Source organism: Pseudoduganella buxea, assembly GCF_009720835.1.
In the GTDB taxonomy this organism is placed as follows: Bacteria; Pseudomonadota; Gammaproteobacteria; order Burkholderiales; family Burkholderiaceae_D; genus Rugamonas; species Rugamonas buxea.
In genome coordinates, this window is the sequence record NZ_WNKZ01000003.1 from 113,960 (window position 1) to 138,079 (window position 24,120).

Genomic DNA, 24,120 nt, shown 5'->3' on the forward strand with positions numbered 1-24,120 from the left:
GCTGTCTTTTTTGTCGTCGTTGCTGCTGTTGTTCTTACTATTGTTCGTGCTGCCGTTCGTTGTGCTTACGTCGTGCTTACTCTTGTGTTTACTGCTACATCTGACAGTTACTTGTGTGGCTTCTCGGCCGGTATCTTCAATCCCGTGGCCGACAGCGCCAGGCCGTTCTGGTAGCGCATGTCGATGTTCTCCACGTTCTGCACCCTGCTGGCCAATTGCGGCCAGATGCTGACGAGGCGCTGCACCCTTTCCTTCAGGGTGGTGGGCGTCTGCTCGCGTCCCAGCGCCACGCTCATGCCGTTATCGAGCGTGACGGTCCACGCATAGCGGGAGGACAGGGCCAGGCTTTCCGGCACCAGCTGCGCGGGCGCGAACCACTTGCGCAATTCGCCGTAGCGCGTCAGCACTTCCTTCTCGCTGCCTTCCGGTCCTGAAAACTGCGGCAACGCATGGTCTTCTTCCGCCTCGGCCAGGTTGGCCGTAAAGACGTCGCCCTTGACCGACAGCAGCCGCCCGTCCTCGCCCCACGTGCCCAGCGCCTCGTGTTCTTCCACTTCCACGATCAATTGATCGGGCCACTCGCGCCGCACCGTGGCGCGACGTACCCAGGGTACCGCTTCGAACACCTGGCGCACGTTCTCCAGGTCGGAGGTGAAGAAGTTGCCGCTGATGCGACCCTGGGTGCCGTTCTTCAGGGTCAGGAGGTTCACGTGCCGCAGTTCGGCGCGGTCCATCGATTCAACGCGGATGGCCCGCAAATCGAATACAGGACGGTGCGCCAGCCACCACACGCCCGCGACGACGCAAGCACCCACCGCCACGGCGAGCAGGCCGTTGGCGGTTGCATTCAGGGCTTTCGCGTCATGCCACATACCCGTTTCCTCAAGCCTTGTTCTTCAGGCGCGCCGTGCGCAGGATTTCCACGCACAGCTGCTCGTACGACATGCCCACCGCGCGCGCCGCCATCGGCACCAGCGAGTGGCTCGTCATGCCGGGCGACGTGTTCACTTCCAGCAGGAAGGGACGATCGTCGCCGGCGCGCAGCAGCACGTCGACCCGGCCCCAGCCCTCGCAACCGAGCACGCGGTAGGCCTGCACGGCGATGCGCTGCATGTCGGCCTGGATTGCCTCATCGAGCTGCGGCGGGCAGAAGTACTGCGTCACGTCCGTGTAGTACTTGTTCTGGTAGTCGTAGTTGCCCTTCGGCGCGACGATCTCCACCACCGGCAGCGCGCGCGCGTCCTTGCCCGTGCCCAGCACGGCCACGGTGAATTCGCGGCCCTCGACGAACGATTCGGCCAGCACGGAATCGTCCAGCGGCGCGCACTTGTCGTAGGCGGCCTGGAAGTCGGCCAGCGCTTCCACCTTCGAGAAACCGATCGACGAACCCTCGTGGGGCGGCTTGACGATCAGGGGCAGGCCCAGTTGCGCCGCCGCCGCACCCAGGTCGGTATCGGCGTGCAGCACGGCATAGGCCGGCGTCGGGATGCCGTCGTCGAGCCACAGGATCTTCGTCGTGATCTTGTCCATCGCAATGGCGCTGGCCATCACGCCGCTGCCCGTGTACGGAATGCCGAGCAGTTCCAGGGCGCCCTGCAGGCTGCCGTCCTCGCCGAAGCGGCCGTGCAGCGCGATGAAGACGCGGTCGAACTTCTCGGCCGCCAGTTCGGCCAGCGAGCGCTCGCCCGTGTCGAAGGCGTGGGCGTCGATGCCCTGGCTTTGCAGCGCGGCCAGCACGCCCGTGCCGGACATGATCGAGACGTCGCGTTCGGCCGAGCGGCCGCCCAGCAGCACGCCGACCTTGCCGAATGCCTTGGCTTCCTGTGCGGAGATGGTGTCGTTCATTGAGAGACCTTCTGGTAGCTTGTCAGTTTCGCGGGGACGGCGCTGATCGCGCCCGCCCCCATGGTCAGCACGACGTCGCCGTCGCGCACCACGTTCATGATGGTTTCCGGCACGTCGGCGATGTTCTCCACGAACACCGGTTCGGTCTTTCCGCGCGCCCGGATCGCCCGCACCAGCGCGCGGCCGTCGGCGCCGACGATGGGCGCTTCACCGGCCGGGTAGACTTCCGTCAGCACCAGCACGTCCACCGTCGACAGCACCTTGGCGAAGTCCTCGAACAGGTCGCGCGTGCGGCTGTAGCGGTGCGGCTGGAAGGCCAGTACGAGGCGGCGTCCCGGGTAGGCGGCGCGCGCGGCGGCCAAGGTCACTTCCGTTTCGACCGGGTGGTGGCCGAAGTCGTCGACCAGCGCGAACGTTCCGGTGTGGCCGTTGACGATGGCGACATCGCCATGGCGCGTGAAGCGGCGGCCGACGCCGGCGAAACCGGCCAGGCCGGCCTGCGTATCCTTGTCCTCGATGCCGATCTCGCGCGCAATGGCGATGGCCGAGCAGGCGTTCTGCACATTGTGCAGGCCGGGCTGGTTCAGCACAAAGTCCGTGTCCGGATAACCTTCCTGCAGCACGGTGAAGTGCATCTGCGTGCCGACCGCGTGGGCATTGATGGCGCGCACTTCGGCTTCTTCCGAAAAGCCGTAGGTGGTGACGGGTTTCGTCACCTGGGGCAGGATGCTGCGCACGTGCGGATCGTCGATGCACAGCATGGCGCGGCCGTAGAACGGCAGCCGGTGCGTGAAGTGCACGAACGCCGCCTTCAGCTTCTCGAAGTCGTGCTCGTAGGTCTCCATGTGGTCGGCATCGATATTGGTGATGACTTCGATCATCGGCGCCAGGTTCAGGAACGAGGCATCCGATTCGTCGGCCTCGGCCACCAGGTATTCGCCCGAGCCCAGCCTGGCGTTGGCGCCGGCCGCCGTCAGGCGTCCGCCGATGACGAAGGTGGGATCGAGCCCGCCCTGGGCCAGCACGGAGGCCACCAGCGACGTCGTCGTCGTCTTGCCGTGGGTGCCGGCAATGGCGATGCCGCGCTTCAGGCGCATCAGTTCGCCCAGCATGACGGCGCGGGGCACGACGGGAATCTTGCGGGCGCGCGCGGCCAGCACTTCCGGATTGTCGGACTTGACGGCCGTGGACGTGACGACGGCATCGGCCTGTCCGATGTATTCGGCGGCGTGGCCCTGGTGCACCGTGGCGCCCATGGCGGCCAGGCGCTGCGTCACCGCATTGCTGCCCAGGTCCGAGCCGGACACGTTGTAGCCCAGGGTCACCAGCACTTCGGCGATGCCGCTCATGCCGCTGCCGCCGATGCCGACGAAGTGAATGTTCTTGACTTTATGCTTCATGACTGTTGTTCTTTTTCGATACCCGGTTCAATACATCGGCAATGGCGTCGTTGGCATCGCGCTTGCCTACCGCGCGCGCCGCCGCCGCCATGTTCTCGCAGGCGCTCCGGCCCAGGCTTTGCAGCAGCGCCGCCAGGCTTTGCGCGCTCAGTTCCGTTTGCGGCAGGTGGATTGCCGCATTCTGTTTCGCCATCCACTGCGCGTTGTCGCGCTGGTGGCTGGTGGTCGACGCCACCAGCGGCACCAGCACGCTGGCCACGCCCGCCGCCGTCAGTTCCGACACGGTAATCGCGCCGGCGCGGCAGATGACGACGTCCGCCTCCGCATAGGCGGCGGCCATGTCGTCGATGAAGTCGACCACGTTGGCCGTCACGCCGGCACCCTGGTAGGCGGCCCGCAGCGCGTCGATATTCTTCTTGCCCGACTGGTGCGTCACCAGCGGACGCTCGCCGGCCGGCAGCAGGGCCAGTGCGGCCGGCAGCGCGTCGTTCAACGCCCTGGCACCCAGGCTGCCGCCGACGACGAGGATGCGCAACGGACCCGTGCGGCCGGCGAAGCGCTCGGGCGGCGCCGGCAGGTCGAGGATCTGCTGGCGCACCGGGTTGCCCGTGACGGTGGCCTTGCCGGCGGCGCTGCCGAAATCGGCCGGGAAGCCGAAGCAGACCTGCGATGCCAGCGGCGCCAGGGTCTTGTTCGACAGCAGCAGGGCCGCGTCGGCGTTGACCAGCACCAGCGGCACGCCGCGCAATCTGGCCATCATGCCGCCCGGCACGGTGACGTAGCCGCCCATGCCGAGCACGACGTCGGGCTTGCGCCGGCCCAGGTAGCCGAAGCAGTCGGCAAAGGCCTTGACCATCTTGAAGGCTCCGGACACCGTATGCCCCAGGCCCTTGCCGCGCATGCCGCTGAAATGGATCACATCCATCGGCACGCCCTGCTTCGGCACCAGTTCCTGCTCCATGCCGTGGGAGGTGCCCAGCCACGTGACGGTCCAGCCGCGCGCGCGCATCGTGTGCGCGATGGCCAGGCCGGGGAAGATATGGCCGCCCGTGCCGGCCGCCATGATCATCAGGTGCTTGCCGGGGGCGCTCATACGCGGCCTCCCCGCATCAGCACGCGGTTTTCATAGTCGATGCGCAAGAGGATGGCCAGGCCCACGCAGTTGATGACGACGCCGGAGCCGCCATAGCTCATCAGGGGCAAGGTCAGGCCCTTGGTGGGCAAGAGGCCCAGGTTTACGCCCATATTGATAAAGCACTGCACGCCGATCCAGATGCCGATGCCCTTGGCCACGAGGCCGGCGAAGGTCTGGTCGATGGCGATGGCCTGGCGGCCGATGTCGAAGGCGCGCTTGACGATCCAGTAGAACAGCGCGATGACGACCAGCACGCCCACCAGGCCCAGTTCCTCGCCGATGACGGCCAGCAGGAAGTCCGTGTGGGCTTCGGGCAGGTAGTGCAGCTTTTCCACGCTGCCGCCCAGGCCCACGCCGAACAGCTCCCCGCGGCCGAAGGCGATCAGGGAGTGGGTCAGCTGGTAGGCCTTGTTCAGCGCATTTTCTTCTTCCCACGGATTGAGGTAGGCAAAGAAGCGGTCGCGACGGAATTTCGACAGGGCGATGATGGTCACGAAGATCGTCACCAGCATCGAAGCGATGCCGCCGAACCAGATGGCATTGACGCCGCCCAGGAACAGGATGCCCATGGCGATGCAGACGATGACGCCGAAGGCGCCCAGGTCGGGTTCGAGCAGCAGCAGCAGGCCCACAAAGCTGACGGCCAGCGCCATCGGCAGGAAGCCCTTGGTCAGCTTGTGCATGTATTCCTGCTTGCGCACCGTGTAATCGGCCGCGTACAGCACCATGATCAGCTTCATTACCTCGGACGGCTGGCCCAGGCCGAAAGGCAGCCAGCGGCGCCCGCCGTTGACGACGATGCCGATGCCGGGAATAAGCACCAGCACCAGCAGCACCAGCGTGGCGATGAACAGGTACGGCGACGCCGCCTGCAAGGTGGCGATGGGAATACGGAACGTAAACGCCGCGATCAGTGCCGCGATCAGGATGAAAGTGCCCTGGCGCTGCAGGAAATAGGTATTCGAGTAGGCCGAGAACTTGGGCGAATCGGGCAGCGCGATCGAGGCCGAATACACCATCACCATCCCCAGCAGCATCAAGAGGATGACGACCCACACGAGCGGCTGGTCGTATTCCATCATGCGCGACTGGCGCGCACGGATGTCGATCGGCGTGGTGGTGGCGTCGCCCAGGAATTTGAATGGGAGCTGGAAGGCCATCAGAGCTCCTGTCCCGCGTCCAGCGCCAGTTCGCGCACGGTGTCGACGAACACCTGCGCGCGGTGCGCATAGTTCTTGAACATGTCCAGGCTGGCGCATGCGGGCGACAGCAGTACCGCGTCGCCCGCGTGGGCCAGTGCGGCGGCACGCTTCGTTGCTTCTTCCAGGCTGGCGCAATCTTCCAGGCGCACATTGGTATCGGCCAGCGCGGCGCGGATGGCCGGCGCATCGCGGCCGATCAGCAGCACGGCGCGCACGTAGCGGGCTACGGGACCGGCCAGCGGATCGAACTGCTGGCCCTTGCCGTCGCCGCCGGCGATCAGCACGAGGCGCTGGTGCTCGCCGCCGAAACTCTTGCCAAGCCCGTCGATGGCGGCCACGGTAGCGCCCACGTTGGTGCCCTTGCTGTCGTCATAGAATTCGACGCCTTCGATGGCTGCCACCAGCTCCACGCGGTGCGGCTGGCCACGATAGTCGCGCAGGCCGTGCAGCAGCGGCGCGAACGGCAGGCCGATGGCACGGCACAGGGCAAGCGCGGCCAGCGCGTTCGACGCATTATGGGTGCCGCGGATCTGCAGCGCGTCGGCCGGCATCAGCTTCTTGACAGCCCATTCAACTTCGGGCGCCGGCTCGTTCTTGCGGCGCTTCTTCGGTTCAGGCTCTCCCAGCGCTTCGCCCGTGGCCAGCCAGAAGATGCCCCGTTCGTTGACGAGACCGAAACTGCCCGGACCCGCCGGCGCATCCGTGCCGAAGGTGACGTTCTCGCCCGCGGGGTCCTGCATGCGCAGGGTGACCGCATCATTGCGGTTCAGCACGCGCACCGTGCCGGCACCGAAGATGCGGGCCTTGTCGCCGGCATAGGCATCCATCGTGCCGTGCCAGTCCAGGTGATCCTGCGTCACGTTCAATACCGTGGCCGCATCGGCCTGCAGGCTGTACGTCGTGTGCAGCTGGAAGCTGGACAGCTCGAGCACCCATGCCTGCGGCAAGGTGTCGCTTTCCATCGCACCGCGCAGCACGTCCAGCGCGGCCGGGCTGATATTGCCGGCCACGCAGGTCGAAAGGCCGGTGCGCTCGCACAGCTGGCCCGTCAGGGTGGTGACGGTGGTCTTGCCGTTGGTGCCCGTGATGGCGATGACCTTCGGCGCATAGGCCCGGTCCTGCTTCAGCCAGGCCAGGGCCTGGGCAAAGATTTCGATCTCGCCCCAGACGGGAATATTCTTTTCCAGCGCGGCCGGCATGATGTCGGCCAGTTCGCGGTTCGGCGCCAGGCCGGGGCTGACGGCGACGAAATCGACGCCATCGAGCAGTGCGGCATTGAACGATCCGGACACGAACTGGGTGCCCGGCAGTGTTTCGCGCAGCACGGGCAGGCGCTCGGGCACGGGACGCGTGTCGGCCACGCGCAGCAGCGCGCCGCAGCGGGCCAGCCACTGCGCCATCGCCAGGCCGGATTCTCCCAGGCCCAGTACCAGTGCGATTTTGCCGTTGTAGATCATGTTCCGCTATTCCAGTTCGATACGGTTCAACGCAGTTTCAAGGTCGACAGGCCAAGCAGCACCAGCATCATCGTGATGATCCAGAAGCGCACGACGACCTGGGTTTCCTTCCAGCCCTTCTGTTCGAAGTGGTGGTGCAGGGGTGCCATCAGGAACACGCGGCGGCCCACGCCGTAGCGCTTCTTCGTGTACTTGAACCAGCCCACCTGGATAATGACTGACACCGTTTCGGCGACAAAGATCCCGCCCATGATGAACAGGACGATTTCCTGGCGCACGACGACGGCGATGGTGCCCAGCGCGCCGCCCAGCGCCAGCGCGCCGACGTCGCCCATGAACACTTGCGCGGGGTGCGTGTTGTACCAGAGGAAGGCCAGGCCGGCACCGGCCATCGCGCCGACAAAGATGATCAATTCACCGGCACCGGGAATGTGCGGGATGAACAGGTATTTCGAGTACGTTGCGCTGCCGGTCAGGTAGGCGAACAGGCCCAGGCCGGAACCGACCATCACGGTGGGCATGATGGCCAGGCCATCGAGGCCGTCGGTGAAATTGACGGCGTTGGACGTGCCGACGATGACGCAGTAGGTCAGCGCGATGAAGCCCCACACGCCCAGCGGGTAGCTGATGGTCTTGAAGAACGGGACGATCAGGTCGGCCTTCGGCGGCAGGTCCATCGAGAAGCCGGACTGCACCCAGGCGAAGAACAGGCGGAACACTTCGGCCGGCGTCGGCGCCGATACGGAGAAGGCCAGGTACAGCGCGGCGGCCACGCCCACCAGCGACTGCCAGAAGTATTTTTCGGCCGAACGCATGCCTTCCGGGTCCTGGCGCACCACCTTGCGGTAATCGTCGACCCAGCCGACGATGCCGAAGCCGATCGTGACCACCATCACGGGCCAGATCAGGCGGTTCGACCAGTCGCACCACAGCAGGGTGGAAATGCCGATGGCGATCAGGAGCAGCACGCCGCCCATGGTGGGGGTGCCGTGTTTTTTCAGGTGCGTCTGCGGACCGTCCGTGCGCACGGCCTGGCCGTACTTCATCAAGGTCAGCTTGCGGATGACGGCGGGACCGGCCAACAGGCCGATCAGGAGCGCCGTGATCGTCGCGAAGACGGCCCGGAAGGTGATGAAGTTAAAGACGCGGAAGGCGCCGATATCGTCCTGCAGGTACTGTGCGAGCCAGAGCAGCATGATTAGTGTTTGTCCTTGTTATCTTGTTGCGAACCAATCAAATGCTGCACGACCCGTTCCATCTTCATGAAGCGGGAGCCCTTGATCAATACGGTGGTGCTTGGGGTGACGGCAGCCGTCACGGCGGCCAGCAGCGCGTCGAACTGCTCGAAGTGCCGAATCCGGCCAGCACCTTGGGCCTGCATGTGCAGGGCCAGCTCGCCCGTGACGAACACCTGTTCGATGCCCCGGCTTGCCGCGTAGGCGGCAATCTCTTCGTGGAACTCGCGTCCCTGCGTGCCCACTTCGCCCATGTCGCCCAGCACCAGCACGCGCGGCGCCGGCGCGCTGGCCAGCACGTCGATGGCGGCGCGCACGGAATCGGGATTGGCGTTGTAGGTGTCGTCGACGACGACGGCGCCGTTGGCGGCCTGCTTGCGCTGCAGCCGGCCGCTGACGGGGGCGAAAGTATCCAGCCCTGCCTTGATATGTTCCAAGGCGATGCCGGCCGCAAAGGTGCAGGCAATCGCCGCCAGGGCGTTGCGCACATTGTGCTCGCCGGCGGCCTGCAAACCGACGTAGAACTGCGCCGGCTCGCCTTCCGTGCGGATCGTCACGAACATCTGGTTGCCGAAGGCGTCCGCGCGGAAGGTGCAGCTCACGTCCGCTTCCCTGGTCAGGCCGAAGGTCAGCACCTTGCGTCCGGCCGCCAGCTCCTGCCAGATCGGCGTGAATTCGTCACCCGCCGGGAACACGGCCACGCCGTCGGCCGGCAGGGCCGCCAGCACGCTGCCGTTCTCGCGCGCCACCGCTTCGACGGTGTGCATGAATTCCTGGTGTTCGCGCTGGGCGTTGTTGACCATGCCGATGGTCGGCGCGGCAATGGCCGCCAGCCGGCCGATCTCGCCCGGATGGTTCATGCCAAGTTCCACCACGGCGGCGCGGTGCGCGTCCGTCAGCCGGAACAAGGTGAGCGGCACGCCGATTTCGTTATTCAGGTTGCCGCGCGTGGCCAGACGGGCGTCTTCGCCGTGGGCGGCGGCCAGGATGGCGGCGATCATTTCCTTTACCGTCGTCTTGCCGTTGCTGCCGGTGACGCCGATCACGGGCAGCTCGAAGCGGCGGCGCCAGGAGTTGGCGATCCGGCCCAGGGCGACGAGTGTATCGGCAACGACGATGGCAGGCGTCGTGAATCCTTCTGGAATGGTCTCGACGACGACGGCGGCCACGCCCTGCTGCGCCACCTGGGGCAGGAAGGCGTGGGCGTCGAAGGTCTCGCCGCGCAGCGCGACGAACAGCGCGCCGGCGGAGACGGTGCGGCTGTCGGTGGAGACGCCGTCGAAAGCGATGTCAGCCGCGCTGCCGCCACCCGTGAAGGTGGCTCCCGGCAGCGCGTCCAGGATGTCGGCGATGGTGGCGCGCATCAGTTCGGCCTCATCATCGTCAGGCGTGCGGACAGCGCCAGCTGGGCGTGCTCAAAATCCGAGAACGGCAGCTTCTTGCCCTTGATCTCCTGGTACGGTTCGTGGCCCTTGCCGGCCACCAGGATGACGTCCTGCTTGCCGGCATGCTTGATGGCCGACAGGATGGCGGCGGCCCGGTCCTCGATAGCCTGCACCGAGGCAGGCAGCGCGCGGTCCATGCCGGCGACGATCTGTTCGATGATGCTGTTCGGCTCTTCGCTGCGGGGATTGTCGCTGGTGACGAGCACGTGGTCCGCCGCCTGGGCGATGCGGCCCATCTGCGGGCGCTTGCCCGGATCGCGGTCGCCGCCGCAGCCGAACACGCACCACAGCTGGCCATTGCGCTCCTGCGCGACGCCGCGCAAGGCTTCGACGGTCTTTTCCAGCGCATCGGGCGTGTGGGCATAGTCGACCACCACCATCGGCACGTCCGCGCCGCCGACCAGCTGCATGCGGCCCGGCGCGGGATTCAGGGCTTCCACCGCTTCCACCGCCGCGCGCAGGGTCAGTCCCTTGGCCAGCAGCGCGCCCAGTACGCCCAGCGCGTTGCTGACATTGAAGGAACCCACCAGCCGCGTCTTCACCGTGGCGCTGCCCTGGGGGGACTCGACGTGGAATTCGGTGCCGGCGCTGCGGGTGCGCACGGCGCCGGCGCGCAGCAGGCTGGCGCCGGCGATGTCCGGCTGTGTGACCGCGTCCTTCAGGGTATAGCCGATGACGGCGGCCTTGCCTTGCCCCGCCACGTGCGCCGCCAGGCGCTGGCCGGCCGGGTCGTCCAGGTTGATGACGGCTGTCTTCAAGCCGGGCCAGTCGAACAGGCGGCGCTTGGCGGCCTCGTAGTCTTCCATGGTGCCGTGGAAGTCCAGGTGGTCGCGCGTCAGGTTGGTAAACAGCGCCACGTCGAAATGCATGCCGTCCACGCGGCCCTGTTCCAGGCCGATCGACGACACTTCGATGGCCAGCGCCGCGGCACCCGCGTCGCGGCATTCGGCAAGCGTGCGGGCCAGCAGCACCTGGTCCGGCGTCGTGTAGCCGGTGGCGTCGAAGCGGGGCTCGCTGCGGCCCTGGAACAGCGCCACGCCCAGCGTACCGACGACGGCGGCCGTGTCGCCGCCGCGTGCCAGGGCGCTGCCCAGCCACACGGCGCTGGACGTCTTGCCGTTGGTACCCGTCACGCCGACGGTAAACATGGCGGCATCCGGTTCATCGTAGAAGGCGTGGGCAATAGGGCCGGCCAGGCGTTTCAGCTCGGGCACGGGCAAGGCGGCCACGGACCACGCCGGATTCCAGTCGAAGCCGGCCGGGTCGTAGACGACGGCGGCCGCGCCCTGGGCGATGGCTGCCGGGATGAAATTGCGGCCGTCTGCGGCACCGGTGCCGGCATACGCGAAGAAGACGTCGCCCGCCTTGATGCGGCGCGAGTCGGAGGCCAGTTGCCCGTGGGGGGCGGCCTGCCTGATCCAGTTCTTGATATCGTTTTTATTAGTCATGTGGCTCATTACATGGCCTCCGATCCGGTGTCGGCCGGCGCGACGATTTCCGTCACGGTGGAATCGGGAGGCACGTTCGAGGCGCGCAGCGCGTTCTCTGCGACCTTGGCGAAAGTCGGTGCGGCGACCTGGCCGCCGAAGTGGCCGCCCTGGGTCGGCTCGTCGATCATGACGGCGATGACGAAGCGCGGCGCCGACAACGGCACGATGCCGACGAAGGTACCGATGTATTTGCGCGGCATGGCGTAGCGGCCGTTCTCCACCTTGTAGGCGGTGCCCGTCTTGCCGCCCACGCGGTAGCCCGGGATGCGGGCCTGCTTGGCGGTGCCGTCCTTGCCGGAGACGACCATCTCCAGCATCTCGCGCATCTCGCGCGCCGTCTTCGGCTTGATGATGGGCTGGCCGGCCGGCAGCGCGGTGCTCTTCTGGAACGTCAACGGAATGGTGTCGCCGTCGCGGGCGAACATCAGGTACGAGCGGGCCAGCTGGATCAGCGACACGGAAATGCCGTTACCGTAGCTCATGGTGGCCTGTTCCACGGGGCGCCACGATTTATACGGGCGCACGCGGCCGGCCACGGCGCCGGGGAAGCCCCACTTGGGCTGCTGGCCGAAGCCGACCTTGGTAAACATCTCCCACATGTCCTGGGCCGGCATCGACAGGGCGATCTTGGACGTGCCGATATTGGACGACATCTCGACGATCTGCTGCACCGTGATGACGCCGTGCGCCTTCGTGTCGGTGATGGTGCGGTCGAGGATCTGCAGGCGGCCGTTGCCCGTCTCGATGGCGGTGTGCGGGCTGACCTTGCCCTTGTCCAGCGCCAGCGCCACCGTGATGGGTTTCAGCGTGGAGCCGGGCTCGAAGGAGTCCGTCATGACGCGGTTGCGCAGCTGGGCGCCAGTCAGCGCGCGGCGGTCGTTCGGGTCGTAGCTGGGGTAGTTGGCCAGGGCCAGCACTTCGCCCGTATGCACGTCCAATACGACGGCGGCGCCGGCCTTGGCCTTGAATTTTTCCACCGCGCCTTTGAGCTGGGTAAAGGCGATGTACTGGATTTTCGAGTCGACCGACAGCACCAGGTCCTTGCCGTCGTGCGGCTCGTGCTTGGCGCCGATATCCTCGACGATGTGGCCCAGACGGTCCTTGATGACGCGGCGCGAACCGGTCTGGCCCACGAGGTTCTTCTGCTGCGCCAGCTCCATCGATTCCTGGCCGACGTCTTCCACGTTGGTGAAGCCCACCACGTGCGTCATCACTTCGCCCTGGGGGTAGAAGCGCTTGTATTCCTTGCGCGTATCGATGCCGTCGATCTTCAGCTTGGCGATCTGGTCGGCCACGTCCTGCTCGACCTGGCGTTTCAGGTAGACGAAATTGCGGTCCGAGTCCAGCTTCTTGCGCAGCTCGGCCTCGCTCATGTCCAGCAGGCGCGCCAGCTCGCGCAGTTTTTCCGGCGGGGCTTGCAGCACGTCGTCCGGGATGGCCCAGATGGCCTTGACGGGAATCGACGAGGCCAGCACCTGGCCGTTGCGGTCCGTGATCTTGCCGCGCGTGGCTGGCAATTCGATGGTGCGGGCGTAGCGGATCTCGCCCTGCTTCTGGAGGAACTGCGTGCTCAGGCCCTGCAGCCACAGTGCGCGCCCGGCCAGCGCCGCGAAGGCGGCGAACAGCACGAACAGCACGACGCGCGAACGCCACGTGGGCAGGCGCACGGCCAGCACGGGACTCTTCGAGAACGACACGCCCTTCGACGCGGCCACTCTCGACCCGGCGTTCATTGATGTACGGCTGCTGGCACGACTGGTGGCACGATTCATTGACCGCCCTCCGTCAGGTACTGCGTTCGGGCCGGCGTCAGCTGCGTCATCTCAAGATCGCGCCGGGCAATTTCCTCGATGCGGGCATGCTTGCCCAGGGTCGACTGGTCCAGCTGCAGCTGGGCCCATTCGATATCGAGCTGGCGCGCCTGCGACTGCGCCCGTTCCAGCTCGATGAACAGATGGCGTGCCTGGTACTGCGACTTCACCAGCGACAGGGCGCAGATGACGAGCAGCGCCGCCAGCACGGCATTGATCTTGCCGCTCATCGCGGCCCTCCGACAAGGCGCTGGCCGGCCGGCTGCGCCAGGCGCTGGGCCACGCGCATCACGGCCGAACGGGCACGCGGATTGGCATCGACTTCCGCATCCGAAGGTTTGATCTTCGCGATCAGCTTCAGTTCCGGCTGTGGCAGGTCGATTGCGCGAATCGGTAAACGGCGATCGGGCTGCTCCACGTTGGCGCGGGCGGCGAAGAAGCGCTTGACGATGCGGTCTTCCAGCGAATGGAAGCTGATCACGCTCATGATGCCGCCCACGGCCAGTGCGTCGTAGGCCTGCTTCAGACCTGCTTCGAGGTCTTCAAGCTCTTTATTGACGAAAATCCGGATAGCCTGAAAGGTGCGAGTGGCCGGGTCCTTGCCCTTCTCCCGGGTTTTGACCGCGCCTGCCACGATGCCGGCAAGCTGTCGTGTGCTTGAAATTGGTTCGACTGCCCGGCGAGCAACAATCGCCTTTGCAATCTGAAAAGCAAACCGTTCTTCCCCATATTCCCTGATCACCTTTTCCAGTGTCTGTTCTGTTTCCGTGGCGAGCCACTGTGCCGCCGAGATGCCGCGCGTGGTGTCCATGCGCATGTCCAGCGGGCCGTCGTTGCGGAAGGAAAAACCGCGTGCCGCGTCGTCCACCTGGGGCGACGAGATGCCCAGGTCCAGCAGCACGCCATCCACCTGCGCGATTCCGCGGTCGGCCAGCTGCGCCGCCATCGTGGCGAAGCTGTCGTGGACAATGGTGAAACGGGGGTCGGTGATACCCTGCGCGGTGGCGATGGCCTGCAGGTCCTTGTCGAAGGCGACCAGGCGCCCGTTCGGGCCGAGGCGCGACAGCAGCAGGCGGCTGTGGCCACCGCGGCCGAAGGTGCCGTCGACGTAGATGCCGTCCGCGCGCGCGCCGGCGATGGCGAGAGCGTCGACCGCTTCGTCTAGCAGCACCGTACGATGCTGGAATTCTGGCACCGCAGTATTCGTCATGGGGCGGGCCTTTAGAAGGAGAAATCGGACAGCGTGTCGGGCATGCCGACATCGATGGTGGCTTGTTCGTTTTCGGTGCGCTTGACCGGATCCCAGATCTCGAAATGCGTCAACATTCCCGACAGCACGACTTCGCGGCCCAGGCCGACGGCATCGCGCAGTTCCGGCGCGATCAGGATGCGGCCGGCCGAATCCATTTCCACGTCGCTGGCATTGCCCAGCAGGATGCGCTGCCAGCCCCGGGCCGCCATCGGCCACGCGGCGATCTGGTCGCGCTTGGCTTCCCAAACTTGTCGTGGATACATCAACAGGCAACCATCGGGATGTTTCGTCAGCGTAAGGCGTCCTTCGCACTGAATGCTCAGTGCGTCACGATGCTTGGCGGGAATAGACATCCTGCCCTTCGCATCGAGAGTAATTGCGGACGCGCCCTGGAACACGGCTAAACTTTCTCTTCAGAACCCTGATTATTGTTCGGTGTTATGTTGGCCATGCAAGTTTCGCCGAAACATCCCACAAAACCACACTTTTTCACACAGATGCCCACTTTAGAGTATGGCAAGAACGTGGTCAAGCGCTTTCCGGCTTGCAAAACGCCATTTTTATTAATGAAATTAAGGACTTAGCGCCGTTCCTTGAAGCAGCCTCGAGTGAAAATAACTCTAGAAATCAGGCACCTAGGAAGGAATTTGAAAGTGCTACCTCATCTGCATGGCAGCAGTCTGATGTTCTCGAAAGAACAAAAGAAATTAGAATTAGATCATCATATTTCCGTGAAACAAGAACAACGTCGCAGGCCGGCAACGCTATCAAAATGGCCGTCGCCCGTTTCGATGTTTCCTTGTCATTACTGCTCAGCCATAAGCCCGCGGGGCCTTCGCGGCTGAGTAAGCACTCTCCCCCGATAATGGCGAAAACATTACCGAGCTGACAAAAACCCAACCCGTCACTCCGGAACGCCCAGAGTTTACATGCTTCTGGGCAAGTAGTTGTCTATACAAATCAGCGTAGGTGCGTCGATGTTGCAGTGCGGGATTATACGCCGTTCGGCGTTCCGTCCAGAAATTTCGCGCCGCAGCAGCCACCGTCACGGCCACGGCTCCATGCGGCCTGCGGGCGAAGTACTTGCTTTTTCGCTACAGGGGCTGTTCCCACGCTTGTGCGCGCTCAACGGCCCTGCCCCAGCGCGCCAGCAGGGCCGCGCGGCGGTCCGCGTTCATGGCCGGATCGAAGCGGCGTTCGCACCGCCACTGGGCGGCGATTTCCTCCTGCGAGGCCCAGAAGCCCACGGTCAGGCCGGCCAGGTAGGCCGCGCCCAGCGCCGTCGTCTCCGTCACCTTCGGGCGCAGCACGGGCACGCCCAGCAGGTCGGCCTGGAACTGCATCAGCATGTCGTTGCGGGCGGCCCCGCCGTCGGCGCGCACTTCAGCCACGGGCACGCGCGCGTCCTTCTGCATGGCCTGCAGCAGTTGCGCGCTCTGGTAGGCGATGGCCTCCACGGCGGCGCGGGCGATGTGGGCGGCCGTGCTGCCGCGCGTGAGGCCGACGATGGTGCCGCGCGCATACGGGTCCCACTGGGGCGCACCCAGGCCGACGAAAGCCGGCACCAGCAGCACGCCGCCGCTGTCGGGCACACTGGCCGCCAGCGGTTCGACGTCGCTCGACTGCCGGATGATGCCCAGCCCGTCGCGCAGCCACTGCACGGTGGCGCCGCCCATGAAGACGCTGCCTTCGAGCAGGTAGCACGTTTCCGTGTGCAGGCGCCAGCCGACGGTGGACAGCAGCCGGTTATGCGACACGGCCGGCTGCGCGCCCGCGTGCATCAGCATGAAGCACCCGGTGCCGTAAGTGTTCTTGACCATGCCGCTGTGGTGACAGGCCTGGCCGAAGGTGGCAGCCTGCTGGTCGCCGGCGATGCCGGCCAGCGCGATGGGCGCGCCGAACAGGTCCGCATGGGTCATGCCTACGTTGCCGCAGGACGGCACCACCTCCGGCAGCAGCGCTGCCGGAATGTCGAACAGGGCCAGCAGGTCGGCATCCCAGCGCAGCAGGTGGATATTGAACAGCATCGTGCGCGACGCGTTGCCCACGTCCGTCACGTGCGCGCCGCATAACTTATAGGCCAGCCAGCTGTCGACGGTGCCGAAACACAGCTCCCCCGCCGCCGCGCGGGTGCGCGCGCCGGGCACGCGATCGAGCAGCCAGGCCAGCTTGGTGGCGGAAAAATAAGAGTCCAGTTCCAGGCCCGTGCGCTCGCAGATCATTGCCGCCTTGCCGGCCGCGCGCAAGGCCTCGCAGGCGTCGGCCGTGCGCCGGTCCTGCCACACGATGGCGGGGGCGATGGGGCGGCCCGTGGCGCGCTCCCATATGACGGTGGTCTCGCGCTGGTTGGCGATGCCGATGGCGGCCACCTGGTGCGCCGCCACGTGCGCCTCGCGCAGCACCTGGCGCGCCACGGCCAGCTGGCTGTTCCAGATATCGTCGGGATCGTGCTCGACCCAGCCCGGCTGGGGGAAGTGCTGGGGGAATTCCTGCGACGCGCTGGCGCACAGGCGGCCGGTACGGTCGAACAGGATGGCGCGCGAGCTGGTGGTGCCCTGGTCGAGCGCCAGGATGTAGTCGGTCATGGCAACCTCGCAAGAATATCGACAACGGATAAACGTGCAGGTTACCGACAAGGGGGAATAAAGTGAAGCAAGCCGATAGGCCGGATTCTGTTACGGCGCGGTCGCCCGCGCTATGACAGCCATTCCTCTAGGCGGCGGATTACTCCGCCGCTCAAGCTTTCTACCCGCACGCTCCGCGAGCAGCATCATCGCGTGCCTATTTGAAATTGCACCAGGTGGAGGTTACCGCGTTTCACCGTAACTTAATACGCTCGTCTCTGTGGCCCTATTCCTCGCCTTATACCTGCCGGCTTGCGCCGGCAAGGCTTTCGGCGGACGGCCGTTAACCGTCACCCCGCTCTGTGGAGTCCGGACCTTCCTCCCGCCAGTGCATTGCTGCACCGGCCAGCGGCTGTCTGGCTTGCTTCGGCCGCTATTGTACCGTATGTGGGGCCGCCCCCTGGCCTTTCGCGCCGCGCCACGGTTCGCCACGCGCCGTGACGTAGCGGCGGATCACGTAGGACCACGGCAACGCCAGCGGCACCACGACGCCCATGGCGCAGGCAAACAGCGTGGCCGCCGTGCCTTCGTCGAGGGGACCGGCGCGCCAGGCCGGCAGCGCCACCAGCAGCAGCCACAGGGATTTCCACGCCAGCTCCCATAGCAGCAGGGGCAGCATCCGCAGCGGATAGCGCACGCCGACGAAGGCCAGCGCGCCCACCGCCGCCAGCATGCAGTTGACGACGCCCTGCATCAGGTCCGCCGGCGCGGGTCGCAGCAATTGGGGCCCGACATTGACGGCAAGGCCGACGCCGATCAACAGGTAGACGGCGCGCAGCAGGTTCAGGCGAAACGGCGATACGTGGTGCATGGCAGCTCCTTCAGGGTGAATTGTCAGCCGACTTCCTTCAACACGTTTTCCACCGACACCAGGCGGCCGTTGACTTCGGCCAGCGTGGCCTGCAGCGCCTTCAACGTGGCCGCCGTCTGGGCCTGGGCATCGAGGGCCTGCTGCGACAGGTGGCGGTAGGCCTCGTCGTTGACGTGGCGGTACTTGGCCTGGGCAATGACGGACAGGTAGCGCATGCCGAACACCAGCAGGATGGTGAGGCAGAATGCGCCGATGGAGATCAGGTATACGGGTTCCGACATGGTGCGCCTCTATGGTTCAGGATTGGTGGTCAAAGAGCTTGCCGCCGCCGCGATGGCCGCCGGCGTCAGGGCGACGTCGAAAGGACTGACGTCGAAATAGTTCAGGGCCTTGCCGTCGCTGGAGAGCTCCATCTGGCTGACGACCAGGCCCGCATCCTCCAGCTTCTGCAGGTGCAGGTGCAGCAGCGGGCGGCTGATGCCGATCTCGCGCGCCAGCTGGCTGACGTAATTGCGCCCGCCCGTGGCCAGCGCCGCCAGGATGCGCAGGCGGTGGGGGTTGGCCAGGGCCGCCAGCATGAGCAGCATGCGGTCGCCCTCACTTCGTTCAGTTTCGCGTTTCATGTGTAAAGATTATCTTACAGGTGTAAGCATGTCAATAGCCATGGCCGGGGAAGTGGCAAAACGTAAATTTGGTGTCGCCTATCCAAAAGCCAGCCCTGCCCCGCCCCTCTAGAATGCGGGGATATTCATTCCACGAGGCAGACATGACGCATCCAACCCGTTCCGGCGGCCAGATCCTGGTCGATGCACTGAAAATCCACGGTGTCGACACCGCCTTCGGCGTGCCGGGCGAGAGTTACCTGGACGTGCTGGATGCGCTGCACGAATCGTCGATCCGCTTCATCATCAACCGCCAGGAAGGCGGCGCCGCCTTCATGGCCGATGCCTACGGCAAGATGACGGGCAAACCCGGCATCTGCTTCGTCACGCGCGGCCCCGGTGCCACCAATGCGTCGATCGGCGTGCACACGGCCTTCCAGGATTCGACACCGATGATCCTCTTTATCGGCCAGGTCGGCAGCGACTTCATCGACCGCGAAGCCTTCCAGGAAGTGGACTACCGCCGCATGTTCGGCCAGATGGCCAAGTGGGTGGCGCAGATCGACCGGGCCGACCGCATTCCCGAATACCTGGCACGCGCCTTCCAGGTCGCCACCAGCGGCCGCCAGGGTCCCGTCGTGCTGGCGCTGCCGGAAGACATGCTGGTGCGCCAGGCTGCCGTGGCCGACACGCGCCGTTACCAGGGCGTGCAGGCCGCGCCGGCCCGGACCCAGATCGACCAGCTGCGCGCCATGCTGGCCCAAGCCAAGCGCCCCATGCTGCTGCTGGGCGGCAGCGGCTGGACGGGCGCGGCCTGCGCCGACATCGTCCGCTTCGCCGAAGCCAATGCGCTGCCGGTGGCCTGCGAATTCCGCTACCAGGACCTGCTGGACAACGACCATCCACACTACATCGGCGACGTCGGCATCGGCATCAATCCGAAGCTGGCCGCGCGCGTGCGCGATGCCGATCTCCTGATCGCCGTCGGCCCGCGCCTGGGCGAAATGACCACCAGCGGCTACGCGCTGCTGACCGCACCCGTGCCGCAACAGCGCCTGGTGCATATCCACCCCAGCACCGAGGAACTGGGCAGCGTCTACCAGGCCGACCTGATGATCGCCAGCGGCATGCCGCAAGTGGCCAGCATGCTGGCTGCGCTCGACCCGGTCGACAGTGCTGCCTGGGCCGGCAGCGTGGCCGAAGCAAAGGCCGAACTGCAGGCGTGGCAGCGCAAGCCCGCCATCTTCCAGGACGGCACCGCGCCGCTGGACCTGTGGCAGGTGGTGCAGGACATCGACACCCTGACGCCGCGCGACACCATCATCACGAACGGCGCCGGCAACTACGCCACGTGGGCGCACCGCTTCCACCGCTACGGCGGAATGCGCACGCAGTTGGCTCCCACCAGCGGCGCCATGGGCTACAGCGTGCCGGCCGGCGTGGCGGCCAAGATCGTCGACCCGGAGCGCACCGTCATCACCTTCGCCGGCGACGGCGAATACCTGATGAACGGCCAGGAACTGGCCACGGCCGTGCAGTACAACGCAGGCCTCGTCATCATCGTCTTCAACAACCAGATGTTCGGCACCATCCGCATGCACCAGGAGCGCGAGTACCCGGGCCGCGTTTCCGGCACGACCCTGCACAACCCGGACTTCGCCGCGCTGGCCCAGGCCTGCGGCGGCCAGGGCGAAGTGGTGGAGACGACGGCCGCCTTCGCCCCCGCCCTGCAACGCGCCCTCGCCTTCACCCGCGAACGCAAGCTGCCGGCCATCATCGAACTGCGCTACGACGGCAACCTGATCACGCCGGGCGCCACGCTCGAGACCATCCGCGCCACCGCCGCCGCGGCGAAGGCGAAGTAAGGCAGTCCATTGCCGAGCTCGTGTCCACCATGGGGTCAGACCCGGACATGGACACGAGCTCAAGCGCCAAGTACACACGGGTGCGACCGTTCTCGGCATCCGCGCAACACTTCTTACTGATTTAAAACAAACATTCCGTAAAACAAGAAAATCGGGCATTACACTGGATCAACAGCTCCACCGATCCCTGAAAGTGCCCCATGACCAGCCTTACGATTTTCTTCGACAACGTCAAACTGCCCACCATTTCCGAAGTGGGCCACGCCCTGATCGCCACCCTCGACAACGACGACGCTTCCTCCAAGGACGTGGCGGCCATCATTGCACGCGATCCGGCCCTGACGGCCAAGCTGATGCGCCTGGCCAACAGTGCCCGCTTCGGGTCCAGCCGCAACGTCAGCTCGCTGGACGATGCCATCTCGCTGGCCGGCATGGCCCATATCCGGACGCTGGCGCTGGCGGCCTGCTTCGCCGACTCCTTCCCCGCCCTGCCAGGCCTGGATTCGGACGAATTCTGGAAGAGCAGCATGGCCTGCGCCGGCTACGCCAAGTGGCTGGCCGGTGGCCTGGGCATCGATGGCGGCGAAGCGTGGCTGGCGGGCATGATGCTGCGCCTGGGCGAACTGCTGATCTACCAGGTCTCGCCCGTGGCCTTTGCCCAGATCGAACAGCTGCCCCACTTGCCGGGCGGCCGCTGGGAGCGCGAACAGAAACTGCTGGGCTTCTCCGAAGGCCAGATCACGGCCGAGCTGGGCCGTCGCTGGAATTTCCCCCTGAAGATCGTGCGGGCGCTGGAATGCTCGTCCGACCCGATGGCGGCCCATCCGTTCTGCCAGCTGGCCGGCATCATCCACCTGGCCAGCCTTCTTGCCGACACGCCCAGCGACGACCCGGCCATTCTCGACACCTTGCCGGCCGACGTGATGAGCGCCCTGCAAGTGCGCAAGGAATGGCTGGGCAAGCGCTTCCCGTCGCACGATTCGTTCTCCGCCGCACCCTGAGGCGATGGAGGCCGCGCCCGTCACCGGCGCGCGGCCGGGTGAAACTTTCGGCATGAAATTGATGAGGAATGCCGATTTCCTGTAGGATATTGCCTTTGCGCGTTTCCGGGCAGAACCCGGGCGCAGTCCGCCGCCACCGCGACACGATCCGGCCGCCGGCCCGGCGCGGCGATGGTTGCGCTAACGCCTTGGAATATCTGGTGCCCCTACGACGCATGCTTGCCGTGACCGGGCCCTCTACGGAAGAATATGGAGAGTTCCCGAATCGTGCAGTTCAGTTCGCGTCAACGCACTGTACTCGCCTGCCTGCTGGCAGCGCTGTGCGTGCTGGCCGCCGAAGGCATCCGCTGGGCCCGCGCCCACGACGGCGTCGTCCGGCCCACCACGGTCGACGTGCTCACGCCCGGGACGGCAAGCCTGACGGAAATCTCCAACAGCCTGATCCCCATGCCGCGCGACGTGCCGTCCGCCCACGCCAGTGCGCTGACCACACTCCCGGGTGACCGCATGCTGGCTTTCTGGTGGGCCGGCAGCCGCGAGAGCGGCCCCAACGTCAAGGTTTACGCGGCGCGCTGGACCAACGGCAAGTGGGGCCAGCCGTGGGAAGTGGCCAGCCGTGCATCGCTGGGCAAGGCCCTGGGCTTCGGCGTGCGCCGCATCGGCAATCCGGTGGCGTGGACGGCGCACGACGGCCGCATCCACCTGTATGTCGTGGCCACGGGCCTGGGCGGCTGGGCCGCCTCGCGCCTGGTGCACCTGGTGTCGAACGACCAGGGCGTCAGCTTCGACGTCAAGCGCCTGCTGCCGATGTCGCCCCTGTTCAATACCAGCGTGCTGGTGCGCAATGCGCCCGTCGGCCTCGTCGACGGCGGCTGGTGGCTGCCCGTGTATTTCGAGATCGGCCTGAAGTACCCGATGCTGATGGCGTCGAATGCCGACGGCGACCCGTCCTGGCTGGCCCGGATCGGCCGCCGCACCACCACCCTTCAGCCCACCCTCGTGCCCGTTTCGGCCACGGAAGTGCGGGCGTGGATGCGCGACGCCAGCGACGAGCAGCGCGTGCAGCAGGCCTACAGCCGCGACGGCGGCGCCAGCTGGGAGGACCTGCCGGCGCTGGACCTGCCGAACCACAGCACGTCGCTGGCCGCGATCCGGCTGCGCAACGGCGAATTCCTGATGCTGCACAACCACGTGGCCGATGGCGCCAGCTCGCGCAGCATGCTGCGCCTGTCGCTGTCGAAGGACGGCCGCACGTGGCGCAAGCTGGCCGATATCGCCAACGGCGCGGCCGGCGACGAATTCTCCTACCCCACCATGCAGCAGGTCGGCAATGAGCTGCATGTTGCCTACACCCACCAGCGGCGTGCCATCGCCCACCACCGCTACCGCATTGCAATCGGAGACAACATCTGATGAGCCTGCCCGATCTCGCCTGGCAAGTCATGTATGGCCGGCTGGCCTGGGCCATCGTCGCCGCCACCGTGTTGCTGGCGCCCCTGCCGGCCGCGCGCACCTTGTCGGGCCGACGCTTCGCCGCGCTGCTGGCCGGCCTGGCCGCGCTGTTCCTGCTGCCCGGCGCGGCGTCGCCGGCACACTGGCTGGGCCTGGCATTCCAGTATCCCAGCGGCCTGCTGGTGGCCTGCTGCGTGCTGCAACTGCTGCGAAGCCGCCGCCCGGCGCGGAACGACACGGCTGTCATGTCGCCCGTGCTGGCAAGCGTCATCGTTGCCGCCGGTACCATCCTGTACCTGGACGCCATGGGCCTCCTGACCCAGGGCTATTACTATATGGGCTTCGGCCCGGCCGGCGCCCCCGCCCTGGCGGTGCTGGGCGCGCTGGGCTGCGTGGCCGCCATCGTGGCCGAACGGGCCCGCACGCAAGCGGTGGCGCTGCTGGCGGCGATCCTGCTGTTCTCGCTGCTTCGCCTGCCGACGGGCAACCTGTGGGACGCCCTGCTCGACCCGTTCCTGTGGGCCTGGGCCATCGTCACGCTGGCCGTGCTGGCCGTGCGCCGTGCCGCGCGACATGGCGCCGTTGCCGCGCCGGTCCAGGCACCGGCCCCGTTGCTGGTGCCGGACGCCGTGGGCGTGACGATAGAACATTCTTCAACCATCAAGGAGCACGTCAGTGGCAGCTAAGAAATTGCATTCCCATCCGGTGATCGTCATGGCGATCATCATCAACGTGTTCGTGCTGGGCCTGGCCGTGGCCTGGTCCGGCCCGGACCTGACGAAGCTGTGGCGCCTGCTGGGCGAAGACGGCATCGTCGAATGGATGCAGTTCCTGTGCTTTGCCGTGCTGTCCGGCATGCTGGGATTTGCCACCGTGCAACGCTGGCGGCAGTCGCGCCGCTTCAGCCTGGAGCTGCTGGCCCTGGGCGGCCTGACGGCGCTGGTGGCGCTGGCCGCACTGGAAGAAATCAGCTGGTTCCAGCGCATCCTGCAGATCCAGTCGCCAGAGTTCTTCCTGCAAAACAACAAGCAGTCGGAAACGAACCTGCACAACCTGGCCGTCGGCAGCGAGAGCCTGCACAAGGCCGTGCTGCTGAAGATCATCGCCCTGGTGGGCCTGACACACAACCTGGTGCTGCCGCTGCTGGCCCGCGTCAAGCCGGGCGTGCGCCGCTGGGTCGAGGACCTGGGCCTGTACCTGCCGCCGCTGGGCGCGTCGATCGTCTACCTGGTGCTGGTGGCCCTGTCGCACGCGCTGATCGAGCATCCCCGCAAGGGCGAGCTGGGCGAAATGTTCGGCGCCGTGCACTACCTGGCCACCGTGTTCGCCGCCTACTTCACGGGCTACAACTACGGCAAGCCGGCCCTGTTCGAAAACAAGGCCGACGCCTGCCGCCTCTCCGCCCTGTTCGCCATGCAGCTGGCCTTCCTGCTGATGGTGGCATGGATGCTCAGCGCCGGCGCCGGCGCGATGTCGTCCTGATGCACCAGGCC

Annotated in this window: 22 protein-coding genes and 1 other RNA gene; 5 read left to right on the forward strand and 18 right to left on the reverse strand. The window is 66.2% G+C overall.

The genetic code is table 11. The features are described 5' to 3' along the window. Positions 1 to 107: 107 nt before the first annotated feature. The 18 genes from GM672_RS02200 to GM672_RS02285 form a co-directional block, all read right to left on the reverse strand. Positions 108 to 872: a cell division protein FtsQ/DivIB gene (locus GM672_RS02200; protein ID WP_155468895.1), complete on the reverse strand. Its 765-nt coding sequence runs from the start codon at positions 870 to 872 to the stop codon at positions 108 to 110. Between the two features lie 10 nt (positions 873 to 882). Further along, complete coding sequence (locus GM672_RS02205) at positions 883 to 1,845, reverse strand: D-alanine--D-alanine ligase (protein ID WP_155468896.1); 963 nt, start codon at positions 1,843 to 1,845, stop codon at positions 883 to 885. Continuing rightward, entirely contained in the window at positions 1,842 to 3,245 is a 1,404-nt protein-coding gene (gene murC, locus GM672_RS02210) for a UDP-N-acetylmuramate--L-alanine ligase (protein WP_155468897.1), read from the reverse strand. Before murC ends, GM672_RS02205 begins: the two co-directional genes overlap by 4 nt. Next, on the reverse strand, positions 3,235 to 4,338 hold the full coding sequence (murG, locus tag GM672_RS02215; RefSeq protein WP_229417511.1) for an undecaprenyldiphospho-muramoylpentapeptide beta-N-acetylglucosaminyltransferase: 1,104 nt from the start codon (positions 4,336 to 4,338) through the stop codon (positions 3,235 to 3,237). The genes murC and murG overlap by 11 nt, the downstream gene beginning before the upstream one ends. Continuing rightward, the gene (gene ftsW / locus GM672_RS02220) at positions 4,335 to 5,540 is read right to left on the reverse strand and encodes a putative lipid II flippase FtsW (RefSeq protein WP_155468898.1); all 1,206 of its coding nucleotides are present in this window, start codon (positions 5,538 to 5,540) and stop codon (positions 4,335 to 4,337) included. The genes murG and ftsW overlap by 4 nt, the downstream gene beginning before the upstream one ends. Further along, a complete protein-coding gene (murD, locus tag GM672_RS02225; protein ID WP_155468899.1) occupies positions 5,540 to 7,039 on the reverse strand; it encodes a UDP-N-acetylmuramoyl-L-alanine--D-glutamate ligase in 1,500 nt (499 codons plus the stop codon). Before murD ends, ftsW begins: the two co-directional genes overlap by 1 nt. A 26-nt stretch (positions 7,040 to 7,065) precedes the next feature. Then, positions 7,066 to 8,235: a phospho-N-acetylmuramoyl-pentapeptide-transferase gene (gene mraY, locus GM672_RS02230; RefSeq protein WP_155468900.1), complete on the reverse strand. Its 1,170-nt coding sequence runs from the start codon at positions 8,233 to 8,235 to the stop codon at positions 7,066 to 7,068. A 2-nt stretch (positions 8,236 to 8,237) separates the two neighbouring features. Further along, a complete protein-coding gene (locus tag GM672_RS02235; protein WP_155468901.1) occupies positions 8,238 to 9,638 on the reverse strand; it encodes a UDP-N-acetylmuramoyl-tripeptide--D-alanyl-D-alanine ligase in 1,401 nt (466 codons plus the stop codon). Next, positions 9,638 to 11,176 (reverse strand): UDP-N-acetylmuramoyl-L-alanyl-D-glutamate--2,6-diaminopimelate ligase, encoded by a 1,539-nt coding sequence (locus GM672_RS02240; RefSeq protein ID WP_155468902.1) that lies wholly within the window; start codon positions 11,174 to 11,176, stop codon positions 9,638 to 9,640. The genes GM672_RS02235 and GM672_RS02240 overlap by 1 nt, the downstream gene beginning before the upstream one ends. Then, entirely contained in the window at positions 11,176 to 12,942 is a 1,767-nt protein-coding gene (locus tag GM672_RS02245; RefSeq protein WP_229417513.1) for a peptidoglycan D,D-transpeptidase FtsI family protein, read from the reverse strand. The genes GM672_RS02240 and GM672_RS02245 overlap by 1 nt, the downstream gene beginning before the upstream one ends. Before the next feature lie 35 nt (positions 12,943 to 12,977). Continuing rightward, positions 12,978 to 13,250 (reverse strand): cell division protein FtsL, encoded by a 273-nt coding sequence (gene ftsL, locus GM672_RS02250; RefSeq protein WP_155468904.1) that lies wholly within the window; start codon positions 13,248 to 13,250, stop codon positions 12,978 to 12,980. Continuing rightward, positions 13,247 to 14,230, reverse strand: a complete 984-nt coding sequence (gene rsmH / locus GM672_RS02255) for a 16S rRNA (cytosine(1402)-N(4))-methyltransferase RsmH (RefSeq protein WP_155468905.1) — start codon at positions 14,228 to 14,230, stop codon at positions 13,247 to 13,249. The genes ftsL and rsmH overlap by 4 nt, the downstream gene beginning before the upstream one ends. A gap of 11 nt (positions 14,231 to 14,241) precedes the next feature. Next, positions 14,242 to 14,670, reverse strand: a complete 429-nt coding sequence (gene mraZ / locus GM672_RS02260) for a division/cell wall cluster transcriptional repressor MraZ (protein ID WP_170299895.1) — start codon at positions 14,668 to 14,670, stop codon at positions 14,242 to 14,244. A gap of 696 nt (positions 14,671 to 15,366) precedes the next feature. Then, on the reverse strand, positions 15,367 to 16,857 hold the full coding sequence (gene glpK, locus GM672_RS02265) for a glycerol kinase GlpK (protein ID WP_155468906.1): 1,491 nt from the start codon (positions 16,855 to 16,857) through the stop codon (positions 15,367 to 15,369). A 60-nt stretch (positions 16,858 to 16,917) separates the two neighbouring features. After that, positions 16,918 to 17,264, reverse strand: an RNA gene (rnpB, locus tag GM672_RS02270) — RNase P RNA component class A. Between the two features lie 5 nt (positions 17,265 to 17,269). Beyond that, on the reverse strand, positions 17,270 to 17,707 hold the full coding sequence (locus GM672_RS02275) for a hypothetical protein (RefSeq protein ID WP_155468907.1): 438 nt from the start codon (positions 17,705 to 17,707) through the stop codon (positions 17,270 to 17,272). Between the two features lie 23 nt (positions 17,708 to 17,730). Next, positions 17,731 to 17,988 (reverse strand): hypothetical protein, encoded by a 258-nt coding sequence (locus GM672_RS02280; protein ID WP_155468908.1) that lies wholly within the window; start codon positions 17,986 to 17,988, stop codon positions 17,731 to 17,733. A gap of 9 nt (positions 17,989 to 17,997) precedes the next feature. Beyond that, positions 17,998 to 18,294 (reverse strand): ArsR/SmtB family transcription factor, encoded by a 297-nt coding sequence (locus GM672_RS02285; RefSeq protein ID WP_229417514.1) that lies wholly within the window; start codon positions 18,292 to 18,294, stop codon positions 17,998 to 18,000. Between the two features lie 179 nt (positions 18,295 to 18,473). Between GM672_RS02285 and GM672_RS02290 the strand changes: the two genes are divergently transcribed. The 5 genes from GM672_RS02290 to GM672_RS02310 all read left to right on the forward strand — a co-directional run bounded on the left by GM672_RS02290 (position 18,474) and on the right by GM672_RS02310 (position 24,109). Continuing rightward, positions 18,474 to 20,174, forward strand: coding sequence for a thiamine pyrophosphate-binding protein (locus GM672_RS02290; protein WP_155468910.1), 1,701 nt, complete (start codon positions 18,474 to 18,476; stop codon positions 20,172 to 20,174). Between the two features lie 200 nt (positions 20,175 to 20,374). Further along, positions 20,375 to 21,175, forward strand: a complete 801-nt coding sequence (locus tag GM672_RS02295) for an HDOD domain-containing protein (protein WP_155468911.1) — start codon at positions 20,375 to 20,377, stop codon at positions 21,173 to 21,175. A gap of 249 nt (positions 21,176 to 21,424) precedes the next feature. Continuing rightward, a complete protein-coding gene (locus tag GM672_RS02300) occupies positions 21,425 to 22,588 on the forward strand; it encodes a sialidase family protein (RefSeq protein WP_155468912.1) in 1,164 nt (387 codons plus the stop codon). Next, positions 22,588 to 23,313 (forward strand): hypothetical protein, encoded by a 726-nt coding sequence (locus tag GM672_RS02305; RefSeq protein WP_155468913.1) that lies wholly within the window; start codon positions 22,588 to 22,590, stop codon positions 23,311 to 23,313. Before GM672_RS02300 ends, GM672_RS02305 begins: the two co-directional genes overlap by 1 nt. Continuing rightward, positions 23,303 to 24,109, forward strand: a complete 807-nt coding sequence (locus GM672_RS02310) for a hypothetical protein (protein WP_170299896.1) — start codon at positions 23,303 to 23,305, stop codon at positions 24,107 to 24,109. Before GM672_RS02305 ends, GM672_RS02310 begins: the two co-directional genes overlap by 11 nt. Positions 24,110 to 24,120: the final 11 nt, after the last annotated feature.